Source organism: Corynebacterium nasorum (genome assembly GCF_032821635.1).
GTDB lineage: Bacteria > Actinomycetota > Actinomycetes > Mycobacteriales > Mycobacteriaceae > Corynebacterium > Corynebacterium kefirresidentii.
Map to the genome: position 1 here is coordinate 287,976 of NZ_JAVBIE010000002.1, position 12,498 is coordinate 300,473.

Annotated in this window: 15 protein-coding genes; 6 read left to right on the top strand and 9 right to left on the bottom strand. The window is 62.0% G+C overall.

Annotated elements, in window-relative coordinates; all coding sequences use genetic code 11:
• Position 1: 1 nt before the first annotated feature.
• Genes RAE07_RS03280 through menE form a run of 4 tightly spaced genes read left to right on the top strand, consistent with a single transcriptional unit; the run spans position 2 to position 3,535 of the window.
• Positions 2 to 688, top strand: coding sequence for a metal ABC transporter ATP-binding protein (locus RAE07_RS03280; protein WP_005322958.1), 687 nt, complete (start codon positions 2 to 4; stop codon positions 686 to 688).
• Positions 688 to 1,518, top strand: coding sequence for a metal ABC transporter permease (locus RAE07_RS03285; protein WP_049377866.1), 831 nt, complete (start codon positions 688 to 690; stop codon positions 1,516 to 1,518). The genes RAE07_RS03280 and RAE07_RS03285 overlap by 1 nt, the downstream gene beginning before the upstream one ends.
• A complete protein-coding gene (locus RAE07_RS03290; protein WP_005322960.1) occupies positions 1,518 to 2,345 on the top strand; it encodes a metal ABC transporter permease in 828 nt (275 codons plus the stop codon). Before RAE07_RS03285 ends, RAE07_RS03290 begins: the two co-directional genes overlap by 1 nt.
• Positions 2,346 to 2,401: 56 nt before the next feature.
• Positions 2,402 to 3,535: an o-succinylbenzoate--CoA ligase gene (gene menE / locus RAE07_RS03295; protein ID WP_005322961.1), complete on the top strand. Its 1,134-nt coding sequence runs from the start codon at positions 2,402 to 2,404 to the stop codon at positions 3,533 to 3,535.
• On the opposite strand, the gene RAE07_RS03300 is transcribed toward menE, so the two are convergent.
• Positions 3,536 to 4,207: a metal-dependent transcriptional regulator gene (locus RAE07_RS03300; protein ID WP_034656208.1), complete on the bottom strand. Its 672-nt coding sequence runs from the start codon at positions 4,205 to 4,207 to the stop codon at positions 3,536 to 3,538. It abuts the gene before it with no gap.
• Positions 4,208 to 4,421: 214 nt separating this feature from the next.
• Between RAE07_RS03300 and RAE07_RS03305 the strand changes: the two genes are divergently transcribed.
• The gene (locus RAE07_RS03305) at positions 4,422 to 5,312 is read left to right on the top strand and encodes a 1,4-dihydroxy-2-naphthoate polyprenyltransferase (RefSeq protein ID WP_023020498.1); all 891 of its coding nucleotides are present in this window, start codon (positions 4,422 to 4,424) and stop codon (positions 5,310 to 5,312) included.
• Here RAE07_RS03305 and RAE07_RS03310 read toward each other — a convergent pair.
• Entirely contained in the window at positions 5,309 to 5,635 is a 327-nt protein-coding gene (locus RAE07_RS03310) for a DUF4229 domain-containing protein (protein WP_239208760.1), read from the bottom strand. The two genes, RAE07_RS03305 and RAE07_RS03310, sit on opposite strands and share 4 nt — an antisense overlap.
• A gap of 38 nt (positions 5,636 to 5,673) precedes the next feature.
• On the opposite strand from RAE07_RS03310, the gene RAE07_RS03315 reads away from it, so the two are divergent.
• Positions 5,674 to 5,919, top strand: coding sequence for a hypothetical protein (locus tag RAE07_RS03315; RefSeq protein ID WP_239204723.1), 246 nt, complete (start codon positions 5,674 to 5,676; stop codon positions 5,917 to 5,919).
• Here RAE07_RS03315 and relB read toward each other — a convergent pair.
• The 7 genes from relB to hemL all read right to left on the bottom strand — a co-directional run bounded on the left by relB (position 5,916) and on the right by hemL (position 12,257).
• Positions 5,916 to 6,176, bottom strand: a complete 261-nt coding sequence (gene relB / locus RAE07_RS03320) for a type II toxin-antitoxin system RelB family anti-toxin (protein WP_200288305.1) — start codon at positions 6,174 to 6,176, stop codon at positions 5,916 to 5,918. The two genes, RAE07_RS03315 and relB, sit on opposite strands and share 4 nt — an antisense overlap.
• Positions 6,177 to 7,196, bottom strand: coding sequence for a c-type cytochrome biogenesis protein CcsB (gene ccsB, locus RAE07_RS03325; protein ID WP_239208758.1), 1,020 nt, complete (start codon positions 7,194 to 7,196; stop codon positions 6,177 to 6,179). It lies immediately after the preceding gene.
• Positions 7,197 to 7,290: 94 nt separating this feature from the next.
• Entirely contained in the window at positions 7,291 to 8,922 is a 1,632-nt protein-coding gene (gene resB / locus RAE07_RS03330) for a cytochrome c biogenesis protein ResB (RefSeq protein ID WP_200288306.1), read from the bottom strand.
• A 7-nt stretch (positions 8,923 to 8,929) separates the two neighbouring features.
• Positions 8,930 to 9,733 carry a cytochrome c biogenesis CcdA family protein gene (locus RAE07_RS03335; protein WP_200288307.1) on the bottom strand — a complete coding sequence of 268 codons (804 nt, stop codon included), beginning with the start codon at positions 9,731 to 9,733 and terminating at the stop codon, positions 8,930 to 8,932.
• Positions 9,734 to 10,339 carry a TlpA disulfide reductase family protein gene (locus RAE07_RS03340; protein WP_200288308.1) on the bottom strand — a complete coding sequence of 202 codons (606 nt, stop codon included), beginning with the start codon at positions 10,337 to 10,339 and terminating at the stop codon, positions 9,734 to 9,736. It lies immediately after the preceding gene.
• Positions 10,339 to 10,947: a histidine phosphatase family protein gene (locus RAE07_RS03345; RefSeq protein ID WP_239204732.1), complete on the bottom strand. Its 609-nt coding sequence runs from the start codon at positions 10,945 to 10,947 to the stop codon at positions 10,339 to 10,341. The genes RAE07_RS03340 and RAE07_RS03345 overlap by 1 nt, the downstream gene beginning before the upstream one ends.
• A gap of 8 nt (positions 10,948 to 10,955) precedes the next feature.
• The gene (gene hemL / locus RAE07_RS03350; protein WP_316330966.1) at positions 10,956 to 12,257 is read right to left on the bottom strand and encodes a glutamate-1-semialdehyde 2,1-aminomutase; all 1,302 of its coding nucleotides are present in this window, start codon (positions 12,255 to 12,257) and stop codon (positions 10,956 to 10,958) included.
• Between the last annotated feature and the right edge of the window lie 241 nt (positions 12,258 to 12,498).

Here is a 12,498-nt window from a genome sequence, read left to right on the forward strand (position 1 = left end):
TATGTCTTCCCCATTAATCACTCTGCGCAATGCCACCTGCGGCTATGGCGCCCGGGATATCCTCACCGACGTTGATCTTGAGATCCGCGCGAGCGAGGCCGTGGCGCTCCTGGGGGCCAACGGCGCGGGCAAGTCTACGCTGCTCAAGGCAATCACTGGCCTGGCTGCCTTGCGCGGCATGGCCACCATCGACGCCTCGCTCGGCTACGTCCCGCAGTACCAAGACTCCGACCTGAGTTTTCCCGTCACGGCTTACAAGGTCGTGGAAATGGGCCTTTTGCCATCAGTGAGCTGGTGGCATAGGTGCACGAGCATGCGTAGCTATCGCGGCCATGTACTCAATGCCCTGCGACAAGTGGGGATGGAGCACCTCGCCGAGACGCGGTTTGGCCAGCTCTCGGGAGGGCAGCGCCAGCGCGTGCTCATCGCGCGCGCGTTGGTTTCGGCCCCGGAGCTGGTGCTTCTCGACGAACCCTTCAACGGGCTTGATCAAGAAAGCCGCCGAATCCTGATTCAGATCATTGCGGATCTCAAGGAAGCAGGAATCGCCCTGCTCGTCTCCACTCACGACCCCATCTTGGCGCAGCACACCTGCGACTGGGCGGCGTTTGTGCTCGACGGCAAGGTCCACACCATGGGAACCGAGGAAGCAGTGGAAACCTATATGGAGCAAGGTGCGCGACTGTAATGGAGCAGATTCTCTTCGCCCCGTACCTGCGCAATGCCTTCCTCTTCCTGCTGTGCCTATCGATTGTGGGGGCTGTCATTAGCGTCCTCGTTAATCTCCGCCGCATGGAATTTACGGTGGAAGCCCTCGTGCACTCGGTTTTTCCAGGCATCGTGGTAGGGCTCATCGTGGGCGGCATCCCGGGCATCGTGCCGGGTGCGGCCGCGGTGGCCACGGTGACGGTGCTGGTGCTGGCTTCTCTGGGTTCTGGGCGGCGCCAGTCAGCGCGGAAGCTGGATATAGAAGCCGGAACGGCCGTGGTGCTGACCTTCATGTACGGCATCGGCGTGGTCATCAGTTTGGCCTATGGCGACAAGTCCGGGCAGCTGGAGGCGCTCATGTTTGGCCGGCTTCTCGACGTCACGCAGTCCAGGCTGGCAACCTCCGTCACGCTCTGCGTGATTGCGGCACTGCTCATCCTGACAACCTGGCGCATGCAGATTCTCGTCGCTTTCGATACAGCAGCGGCCCGCGCCATGGGCGTCAACGTGGCGGCTTATGAGCTCATTGCGAATGTCGCGGTTGGCCTAATCGTGGTGGCGGCTAGCTCGGCAGTGGGTGTGTTGCTGGTTATCGGTTTTATTGTCATTCCAGGCCTCTCGGCGCGCTTGATCGCAGGATCCCCGCGCAGCATGTGCTTCTGGGCTGCGGGCTTGTCCACGCTGGCAGTGGTGGTGGGATTTGCCATCATGCTGTCCCAAACCGCGCACCAGATTTCGCCGCAGGCAATCGTCAGCTTGATGCTGGTTGTCACCGTGCCGCTAGCGGGCTTGAAGGGGGTATTTAGCTAATGGGACTGTCTCATCTTGATCCAGAGATCCTGCGGATGCCCCTCCTTGAGGCCATTGCTGTGGGATGTTTATCTGGCTTGGTTGGAACCTTGATGGTCATGGGCAAGCGCGTCTTTTTCGCCGAGAGCCTGTCGCACGGAATCTTCCCCGGCGCGGTGCTCGGCGTAGTGGTGGCCAACCTTCTGAGCTTGGATCTCTCCACGGGTTTGATGGTGGGCGCGGCACTGTTCTGCCTACCTTTGGCCTGGCTTATGCGGTGGTTGAGTACCGTCGAGGGCATTTCTTCGACCGCTGCCGCCGGCGTGACGCTCACCCTGGGATTTTCCCTGGGCATCTTGTTGCTGCGCTGGTTCCAACCGCTACCTATCCACGTGGATAGCTTTCTCGTGGGCTCGCTGACCACTGTCAATGCGCAGGATGTCTGGTTTGTCAGCGCCCTGGTGGTGGTCAGCCTTGGCGTGCTGGTAGCATTTCGCCGGACGTTGGTCTCCTTCTATTTCGACCAGACGTCCTTCCGCGCACAAGGTGGAAATCCCGGCTGCTATGACTTGCTTACCCTCACGCTTATCAGCGTGACCATGGTGGTGGTGATTCCCGCGGTGGGCACTATCTTGTCCCTGGCGCTGCTGGTAGCCCCGGCGGCGGCGTTGCAGCCGTGGATCAAGCGCCCGACCCAGCTCATGCTCGGTGCCGGTATCGCGGGCATTGCGCTGGCATGCGGCGGGCTCTGGCTGGCGGCCGCACTCAGTTTGTCGGCGGGCGGCTGCATCGCGGTGCTGGCGGGTGTGTTCTATTTGCTCAGCATGGGGCTGCGGGCCTTGCTCTAAACGCCCGGCGCGCCGCCTCCCGGGACGAGCGATATGCCCGGGTAACCTGATTATTCGTGACTCATATCCTCGCCCCACTCCCAGTCGATCCCCGCAATCCCGCAGGAATTTTGGATGACCTCGAGAAGGCCATCGCTGGGCAGACCACGCTCTTACCCCTTCCCGCAGCGGACCGCACGCGGACGGAATTGCTGCGCAACCACATGCGCGCGGGCGAATCGATTGCTGAGGACATTGCTTTGGTGGTGTCCACCTCGGGTTCCACGGGCACACCGAAGGGTGCGCAGCTAAGCCCGCTTAACCTGGTGGCGAGTGCGGATGCCACCCATTCTTTCCTGGGTGGCCCCGGCCAATGGCTACTGGCCATGCCCGCCCACCACATCGCGGGCATCCAGGTGCTCGTGCGTTCGTTGGTGGCGGGTGTGGAGCCACTGTGCCTCGACCTGTCCCAAGGCTTTAACATCACCGAGTTCGCCCGCGCAGCAGAAGAACTCGCCCACACCGAGGACCGCATGTACACCGCGCTCACACCGATGCAGCTGCACAAGGCACTCGATTCGCTGGACGGCATCCAAGCACTGCGCCGTTTCAACTCCATCCTGGTAGGTGGAGCAGCGCCACATCCCCAGCTATTGGAATCTGCGCGCAAGCTCGACATCACCGTGGTAACCACCTATGGCTCCTCGGAGACTGCGGGCGGTTGCGTCTACAACGGCACTCCCCTGCCCGGCACCGAGGTGCGCATCGGGGAAGATAACCGCATTTTCCTGGGCGGGCCGACCATTGCGCAGGGCTACCGCAATGTGGAATCGCGCGACTTCGTCGGTGGCTGGTTCGCAACTTCCGACGCCGGGGAGCTCGACGCCCACGGTCAACTCACCGTCACTGGACGTCTGGACAGCATCATCAACTCGGGCGGGTTGAAGTTGCACCCAGAACAACTGGAACAGCTCTTGTTGCAGGTACCGGGCGTCGACAGTGTATGCGTGGTGGGCATCCCTGATCCACGTCTTGGCCAGATGATCGCCGCAGCTTACACCGGCTGGGCCTCGCGCACCGACATCCTCGAAGCGCTCGATGACCTGCCTCGGTGGCAGATTCCGCGCGAGATTATCCGCATTGCTGAGATGCCGCTGACCGGCCCCGGCAAGGTGGACCGTCGTGGTGTCGCAGGGCTCTTTAAGAACTGATTAGACTTCGTTAGCGCGCACCGTCACGTCGGCGGCCGCGACTTCCGCAAGAGAGAACTCCTCGTCCCCTGCGTGCAGGTTGAGCAGGCCCGCAACGCGGGAATCGACTACGACCTCGACGCCCAGGCCGACGCCATGGCTGTCGAGGTAGCGCAACAGCTCGGTGTCTCCGTCGCATACCCGCTCGATGGTGACAGGGGTGTGAAGGGGGACGTCGTCAAGCGTTAGCGTGCCAAGGTCCTCGATGCTGCCCTGCGCGTCGGGGATGGGATCGCCGTGGGGATCGCGCTGAGGATGGCCCAGGTGCTGATCGAGTCGATCGATGAAGCGATCGGAGCATGCATGCTCGAGGAGATCGGCATCCTCGTGAACCTCGTCCCAGGTGTACCCCAGCTCTTTGACCAAGAAGGTCTCGAGGAGACGATGGCGGCGGACCATGCCCATGGACAGTGCCTGGCCCTCTGGGGTCAGCGAAACGCCAGCGTAGCGCTCATGTTCCACCAGCCCTTGGGCAACGAGACGCTTTACGGCTTCCGACGCCGTGGGCACCTTTTGGTTCAATCGCCCCGCCAGCTCCTTGAGCGCGATGGGCGCGCCGCCGGAGTGCTCGGAGAGGTCCCACAGGACTTTGAGGTAGTCCTGGGTACGTTCAGGGAGATCGCTTAAATGCATGACATTCATCGTAGTAAAGGCCTTGCCCCGCGAGCGATTCACATGATAGCTTTAAGAAAGTTCAACGCATTGAACTTTTGTCACGGGTGTGGCCCACAGCCGTCCTTTCTTGGGTACGTACGACGCGCTTCCGCCATACCCGTGGCTTTTATATATCCGCCGTGTGCGTCCCTTGTGCACAGCATGCCCGCGGTGGCGTGGCACAATAACTGACATGTCACTTTCTGCCTATCCCGCAACTGCCAAAGACTGGCTCCAAGGCGCACGCCCGCACACGTGGGCTAATGCCTTCGCCCCAGTCATCGCTGGTACTGGTGCCGCAGCGGCTGCCGACGGCGCGCACTTCGGCCGCGCGCTTCTCGCCCTCGTGGTGGCGTGGGCGCTCATCATCGGTGTCAATTACGCCAACGATTACTCGGATGGCATCCGCGGCACCGACGACGACCGCACCGGTCCGCAGCGCCTCACCGGCGGCGGCCTGGCCCGCCCGCAGCAGGTGAAACTCGCGGCCTTCGCCGCCTTCGCCGTGGCCGGACTCGCCGGCATCGCGCTGTCTTTTGCGGCGCACGCCTGGTGGCTCATCCTCGTCGGCGCGCTATGCATCACCGGCGCGTGGTTTTATACCGGTGGCAAGAACCCGTATGGCTATCGCGGGCTCGGCGAGGTCGCCGTCTTTATCTTCTTCGGGCTCGTCGCTGTGCTCGGCACCGAATTCACCCAGGCCGGCCGCCTGTCGTGGTCGGGCCTCGCGCTGGCCGTGGGCATCGGCGCGATGAGCTCCGGGGTGAACTTAGTCAATAATATCCGCGATATTCCCTCCGACGCCGAAACCGGCAAGATTACGCTCGCCGTACGCCTCGGAAACGAGAAGGCACGCCTGCTCTTTACGGTGCTGCTCCTTCTGCCATTCCTGCTGACCATTGGCATTGCCTTCAGCAGCTGGCTCGCACTCGCCGGCTTGGTCTACTTCCCCTTCGCGCTGCGTGCCATTCGCACCGTCAATCGCGGCGCTCAAGGACCAAAGCTTATCCCCGTGCTCGGCCTGACCGGCCGCGCGATGCTCCTGTGGGCGATTATCGAGGCCGCCGCACTCATCCTCGTCTAGTCCTGCGCGGCGCGCCCTTCTAGCTCCGCCTGTACCCAGCGTTTGTGGGCCTTGCGCTGGGCGGAGTACTCGGCCAGCGTTTGGGTGGCCTCGATGCGCCACTTTTTAAAGATGAGCATCGAAAGCGGCAGCGCCACGAAGAGCGCCAGCAGCGCTGCGATAAGCACTGGGATGGGAAAGCCGATGGCGATAGATAGCAGCTCGATCACCACGGTCAAAGCGATAAAAAGCACTACGCGGGCAAGCCCATACTTCCACAGCGCCGCGCGGGAACGGCGGCGCAGTTCTGGGTCCGGCTTAGGTGGCTCAAGATTATGCGTCATGGGGGTTGATTGTACGCGGTGCAGGTAGAATTCCACGCATGGGCCGAATCATTCTCCTTTTACTCTTTGTCCTCGCCGCCTACTTGGTGTGGAAGGCCTTCGGTCCCTCCACATGGAAAAAGCGCGAGGTGGACCAACCCCGCGCCATCAAGGGCCCCGACGATGATGAGGAATTCCTCTGGAACTTAGAAAAGGAGCGCTTCAAGCAACGCCGCGCACAGGAGGCAGAGGAAGAAAAACGCCGCCAGCGCCGCAATCGCGACACCAACGGCGAGAAGGATTAGGATTCCTTCGGCACGAAGCGCATCTCCAAGCCGAGGGCCTCGGCCACGGCGGTAATCTTTTCCCACCGCACGCCCGCGCCCCCGTGCTCGATGGTGTGGAGGGTGGAGCGGGAGATACCGGCGGCGTCGGCAAGCTGCTGCTGCAAAATGCCCAACTCGCGGCGGCGCTCGGCAAATTGCGCGCCCAGGCCTAAAATCACCGCATTATCACCAGCCGGCTTGCCCGGCTTATGGCGCGGGCTCGTATGCTCCGCCATTTAATTCAGCCCCGCATAGGAGTGCAGGCCGGAGACAACCATGTTGATAAAGAAGAGGTTGAAGACCATCAGCGCCATCGCCATGACATTGATCCACGGCGCAGCCTTACGGAACGCCGGCGTTGCACGCGCGTGCAGGTAAGCGGCATAAAGGATCCAGGTAGCGAAGGAGACGGTTTCCTTCGGGTCCCAGCCCCAGAAGCGGCCCCAAGCGGACTCGGCCCAGATGGCCCCCAGGATAATGCCCAAGCCCAAGGTTGGCAGGGTGATTACGGCCAGACGGTAGGCCAGCTGGTCAATCTTCGCGGCAGAAGGCAATGGGCGGGCTACAGCACCGAAAAAGCCATGCTCGGCATGCTTCGGCTGTGCCATACGGAATAGGGTCAGCAGCGAGACAATGCCGGAAATAATACCAATGGACGCGCCCAAGGACACCACGGTGACGTGGATGGGCAGCCAGTGCGACTGCAGCGCCGGCACCACTGGGGCAGACTCGGCATAGAGCTTGGTGGAGCCATAAAACATCAGCGCCAATACCGGGGTGAGCAGCCATGGCCACACGGTGCGCCACTCCTTACGCTGCATGGCAATATTGCCCACCAGCAGCACACCGAAGCTCACCATCAGCACGTACTCGTATAGGTTGCCAAAGGGGAAACGGCCGGTAGCCAGGCCACGCAGCACAATCGCCGCGGCGTGGAGCGCAATGCCTACCCACATCAGCGAGCTGGTCATACCGCCGAGCTTATCGGCCTTGCGCTCCTTCTCCTTCAGCTCATCGTCCGTGATACCGGAGGAGTACTTAGCTACTTCGCCTGCATAGCCCTGCTTTTCGACGTCCCCAGCGCCCGCCCCCACCAAGACCTTCGAGGCCTGGGACTTCACGGCACGGCGGCCCTCGATAATGCTCTGCAAGCGTCCGTAGTAAAACAGCGACATAAAGAGCGCGACACAGTACACCACAAAGGCGGTCTGCACCGCGATATCCGAGAAATTAGACAGATTCTGATCGATCTGCATGAACGCTCCTAGCCAATACACGTGCGGGGATAGTGCTGATTACCTTACTCAGCGAAACGGCCTAGTCCAACTTTTGTTGGACTAGGATGACGTACTAATCATCGGTATAAAGCTCGTCTTCTTCGACCTCATCTGGGTCCGGCAGCTCCAGCAGCGCGCGGTGCAACTCGTGGAACTCCTCCGACCAACCGGCGCGGTCGGTGCGGGCGAGGCCGCCCATTTCCACATCGGTGCCGCCGGCCGCGTTCGGCCGCAGGCGGATATAGACGCGGCGGCGCTTAATCACCAGCGAACCCACCAAGGAGATGAGCATTACCAGCGCGGAGACCAGCACCCACTTCTGGAAGGGGTCATAAGAGACCTGGTAATTGGCAAACTCGCTGGCGCCGTCGAAAGTGATCTTGGTGCCATCGTCCAGGGTGACATCCTCACCCTGGTTGAGGTTCACGCGGTCAATCTTTCGCAGCTGGCCGGAGTGCACCAGGTTCGGATCCAACGAGAAGAAGGACTGCGGGGTGCCGGTATCCAAGCCGGCATCACCACGGTAGATATCGATGGCCATGGCCGGATCCTGCAAACCTGGGTAGGAGGACTGCAGCAGCTTGCCGTTCTCACCGGCCCACTCAGCCGTAGGCGCGAAGAGGCCCTGAATGGCGATCTGATTTTGACGACGCTCATAGAGGTCCGGGTGCATGCCGGCCGGCGGGTCAAAGCGCATCGCGCCGGAGGACAAGAAGAAGGTCGTATCATTCGGCTGGAACTGAATGGTCTGGGTGCGCTTTTCACCATTGGGCCATTCCACGGTGACCGTCGGCGCGTAGCCATGGCCCTGCAAGTAGACGCGGTTATGCGCGAGCCGCAACGGGTGGTTGACCTTGAGCTCATAATCCTTCCACTCGGAGTCATCCTTGTAGATGTCATCGCCCTCCGCGTAGGAGACGTTGGAGGTAAACATCTCGGCCTGGCCGTTCGGCAGGTACTCGGCCGCGAAGTCATGGGCGACGAGGCAGAAAGGGTGGAGCCCGGTGCCGTCGAAAAGCGGGCCGGCGCGGAAGGAGTCAAAATTAGACGTAGAGGTATTGCAGAACTCCGTGGACTGGTCCAGGGTCTGGCCGCCGCCCTGCGAGCCAGACTCAGTGACCACGATGACCTGGCCTTCGTAGTTGACCAGTTTGCCGGCGGCAACCGTAACCAGGATGGCTACCAGCGCCACGTGGAAAATGAGGTTGGCTAGCTCGCGGCCGTAGCCGCGCTCCGCGGAGAAGGTATGCACGCCGGCACGGTCCTTCTCCGGGGAATACTCGGCCACGCGCCACCTCTTCAGGCGCTTCTTAATTTCCGTGGATAGTTCCTCCTCGCTCTTTTCCGAGTGCCCCTCGGCCGCCAGCGGCAGCTTGTGGAGGTACTTCGGCGCGCGCGTCGGCGGGGTCTTCCACGCCTTATAGTGATCCCAGGAGCGCGGCAGGATGCAGCCAACCAGGGAAATCGCCAAGAGGACGAAGATGGCCTGGAACCAGACGGAGGAAAAGACGTCGAAAAGCTGCAGCTTGTCATAGATCTTCGCCACGTTGCCATTGGACTCGATAAAGTCTTGCACGTTCTGCTCGTTGAGATCGCGCTGCGGCAGCAAAGAACCGGGGATCGCGGCCAGCGCCAGCAAGAAGAGCAGCGCTAGCGCGGTGCGCATACTAGTCAGCCAATGCCAGGCTTTGCGGAAATATTTCACGTCTCTCCTAAATAAGGGTTGCGCCGTAGTTGCCGGTCCACTGGCGGATGAGGCTAATAAATTCGCCCCATAGGCCGGTTACCAGGGCCAGGCCGACGAGGATCATGGCCACGCCGCCGATTATTTGGATGGTATGCGAGTGTTTGCGGGCCCACGAAATCGTGCGCATCGCCCGCGCGGAGCCCAGCGCCACCAGAAGGAACGGTAAGCCCAGGCCCAGGCAATAAAAGATAATGAGCAGCACCCCGCGCGCGGCCGTCATGCCCTCGGTGCCGGCCGATACGGAAATGATGGCGGCCAGCGTTGGGCCCAGACACGGCGTCCAGCCCAGCGCGAATACCCCGCCGAGCAGCGGCGCGCCCAGCCAGGTGGTCCAGCGCTTCGGCGCCAGGCGGGTGTCTTTCTGCAGCGCTGGAATCGCGCCTAGGAAGACCACGCCCATCAGGATAGTCACGCCGCCGCCGACCCGCATGAGCATTTCTTCGTTGAGCCTTAGCGCGGAAATCGCGCCGAATACGGAGACCGTCGCCAGCAGAAAAACCACGGTAAAGCCCAGGATGAACAGTGCCGATGCAAGGACAACGGCCCATTGCCTGCGCTTGCCGACGCCCACCCCCAACTCCCCATCGAAGGTAACCTCCCCGCCTACCACGCCGGCCAGGTAGGAAATATAGCCGGGAACCAGCGGGATCACACACGGACTGGCAAAGCTCACCAGCCCCGCTAGGGCGGCCGCGAGCAGGCCCAGAAGGAGAGGGCCGGAGGTCGCGGCCTCAGCAAAAGAGTTGCCGATGCTCGCTGCGTTATCCATTTATTCCTTTTCTAACTTGTCCACTACGTCCAGCACATCTTTAGCGGTGATGGAACGCAAAAAGACCGTAGCCGGGCGGTGCTGTTTATCCAAGACAATGGTGGTGGGCACCACGGAAGTCGGCACGCCGCCTAGGGCCGCAGCGGTCTTAAACGGCGGATCATAGATGGAGGGATACTTCAGCCCGTTGTCTTCGAGGAAGTCATTGGACACCTGGGGGTTATAGTCGCGCACATTGATGCCCAAGACGGTGCCGATCTGGCGTTTTTGCAGCTCGGAGTGAACCTCTTGGAGGTCATCGGCCTCGCTGCGGCAGGGCGCGCACCACTGGCCCCAGGAGTTAAGCACGACGATTTCGCCGTCATAGTCTTCCAAGGAGATGGTCTTATCCGTATCGCGCACATCCTCGCCGGAGAACGTGCGCAGCGGCTTGCGCTCGGATTCCTCGTAATTGATGACCTTCTCGCCGCCGGGGGTGATGAATTCGAAGTTACCGCCGGTAGCAACCGCATTTTGGGCGTTATCGGAATCCTGCGCGCACCCAGCAAGGGTCACGGCTACTGCCGCCAGCACCGCGCCAACTGCGCGTTTGCGTCGTAGTGCCATTAAATCTCCTGCGCCGGCGAAGAGTAGAAAATATCGGTGACCTGGTTGTCTTCAAAAAGCAGGGAGGTTACCGAGGCCAAGTCGCATTCGCGGTTCCACGGCGCGTGCGGCAAGCGCTGGCCGAGCACGGTGCGCTGCACCATCACGATGGGCAGCTGGTGGCTGACCAAAATCGCCTCGTGGCCGGCGGCGGCGGTACGGGCGCGCTCGATGGAGCCCAGCATGCGCTCGGCAATCTGCTCATAAGGCTCACCCCACGATGGCTCCAGCGGATTGACCAGCAGCGGCCAACGGCGCGGATTCCACAGTGCGGAGCGCAGACCCTTGGTGCGCAGGCCCTCGAAGCGATTGCCGGATTCAATGAGCGTCTTATCGACGTCCACGTCCAGTCCCGTTACCTCCGCAATCGGCCGCGCTGTCTCTTGGGCGCGCTGCAGTGGCGAGGCTGCCAGGTAGGTCACATCATGGTCGCGAAAGGACTCCGCGGTCCGCGCCGCCATGGAATGCCCGCGCGAGGATAGGTGATACCCCGGGATACGCCCGTAGAGGATCTTCTCTGGGTTGTGGACCTCGCCGTGACGCACGAGGTGAACGATGGTGCGTGTCATGTCTCTCCTTAGTTTGCGGGACGCGCAGCGGCCGCAGCTTGTGCGGCGGGCTTGAGGGCCGCCTCGATGAGTTCAAAGTCGGCGTCGTTAAGAGCATCCGAGACGAACCAGGTCTCGAATGGGCTCGGCGCGACATAGATGCCGTTATCCAGCAGGGCGTGGAAGAACGGGGTGAAGCGGAAGGTCTCGGCCGCCTGCATATCGGCGAAGTTGCGGCCCTCGCCCTCGGCAAAACGGATGGAGAACATCGAAGACGCGCGCTGGATGTGGTGCGCTACGCCCTCGGCCGACAGCGCATCAGAAATCATGCCGGTCAGGCGGTCCGCATTGGCCTGCAGGCGCTCATAGAGCGATTCATCGGCCAGCTCCAAAGACTTCAGGCCCGAAGCCATTGCCACCGGGTTACCGGAGAGCGTGCCCGCCTGGTAGACCGGACCTTCCGGCGCGAGGTAGTCCATGACCTCGGCGCGGCCGCCAAAGGCAGCGGCCGGCAAGCCACCGGAGACGACCTTGCCAAAGGTCACCAGGTCCGCCGCCACGCCGTCGACGCCGTACCAACCCTTATAGGAGGTGCGGAAACCGGTCATGACCTCATCGAGGATGAGGAGGGCGCCGTCTTCATGGGCGACGTCGGCAAGCGCGGCGTTGAAGCCCTCATCTGGTGCCACGGTGCCCATATTGCCGGCCGAGGCCTCTGCGATAATGCAAGCAATCTCGCCCGGGTGCTGCGCGAAGGCCTCGCGCACGGCCTCAATATCGTTATAAGGAACGACGATGGTATCGGCCGCCGTCGCGCCCGTCACGCCCGGGGAATCCGGCAGCGCAAAGGTCGCCACACCGGAACCGGCCGAGGCCAGCAGGGCATCCACGTGGCCGTGGTAGCAGCCTTCAAACTTCAATACCTTGGCGCGGCCGGTATAGCCGCGGGCCAGGCGCACCGCGGACATGGTGGCCTCGGTGCCGGAATTGACCATGCGCACCTTATCGGCCGCGGTGCGCGAAACGATGGCCTCCGCGAGCAAAGCTTCGCCTTCTGTAGGCGAGCCGAAGCTCAAACCGCCCGCAGCCGCCTTCTGCACGGCCTCCACAATCTCCGGGTGCGCGTTGCCGTGAATCATCGGACCATAGGAACTGACCAGGTCAACATACTCATTGCCATCGGCATCCCACAGGCGCGAACCCGCGCCGCGCTCAATGACGCGGGCCTGGCCGCCCACGGAGCCGAACGCGCGCACCGGCGAGTTCACCCCGCCCGGAATCACCTTGGAGGAACGCTCAAACCACTGTTGCGACTGGGAAGTATTAGGCATGTCTGACATTCTAGCGATTCGCGCGCTATACAAAAGTTGGACTGCGCGATTCACAGTCAGCCGCTAAACTTCGGGGCGTTGCACTTTTCAATTCGGGGGGATTTTCAATGCAGCGCACTGTCATTTTCGCCATCCTGGCCGCTTTCTGCCTCGCCGGTTGTGCCCGGCCCGCGCCCGAACGGCCGCTGCCTACCTCGGTAGGTGCCGCCCCGCTTGCCGACGCCCCCTCCTGGCACTGTCT

Coding starts and splice junctions, on each gene's coding strand:
- RAE07_RS03285 (WP_049377866.1), top strand. CDS start 688: ATGGAGCAGATTCTCTTCGCCCCGTACCTGCGCAATGCCTTCCTCTTC.
- RAE07_RS03340 (WP_200288308.1), bottom strand. CDS start 10,339: ATGGCACTACGACGCAAACGCGCAGTTGGCGCGGTGCTGGCGGCAGTA.
- RAE07_RS03335 (WP_200288307.1), bottom strand. CDS start 9,733: ATGGATAACGCAGCGAGCATCGGCAACTCTTTTGCTGAGGCCGCGACC.
- RAE07_RS03300 (WP_034656208.1), bottom strand. CDS start 4,207: ATGCATTTAAGCGATCTCCCTGAACGTACCCAGGACTACCTCAAAGTC.
- RAE07_RS03290 (WP_005322960.1), top strand. CDS start 1,518: ATGGGACTGTCTCATCTTGATCCAGAGATCCTGCGGATGCCCCTCCTT.
- RAE07_RS03280 (WP_005322958.1), top strand. CDS start 2: ATGTCTTCCCCATTAATCACTCTGCGCAATGCCACCTGCGGCTATGGC.
- RAE07_RS03305 (WP_023020498.1), top strand. CDS start 4,422: ATGTCACTTTCTGCCTATCCCGCAACTGCCAAAGACTGGCTCCAAGGC.
- relB (WP_200288305.1), bottom strand. CDS start 6,176: ATGGCGGAGCATACGAGCCCGCGCCATAAGCCGGGCAAGCCGGCTGGT.
- ccsB (WP_239208758.1), bottom strand. CDS start 7,196: ATGCAGATCGATCAGAATCTGTCTAATTTCTCGGATATCGCGGTGCAG.
- hemL (WP_316330966.1), bottom strand. CDS start 12,257: ATGCCTAATACTTCCCAGTCGCAACAGTGGTTTGAGCGTTCCTCCAAG.
- RAE07_RS03315 (WP_239204723.1), top strand. CDS start 5,674: ATGGGCCGAATCATTCTCCTTTTACTCTTTGTCCTCGCCGCCTACTTG.
- RAE07_RS03310 (WP_239208760.1), bottom strand. CDS start 5,635: ATGACGCATAATCTTGAGCCACCTAAGCCGGACCCAGAACTGCGCCGC.
- RAE07_RS03345 (WP_239204732.1), bottom strand. CDS start 10,947: ATGACACGCACCATCGTTCACCTCGTGCGTCACGGCGAGGTCCACAAC.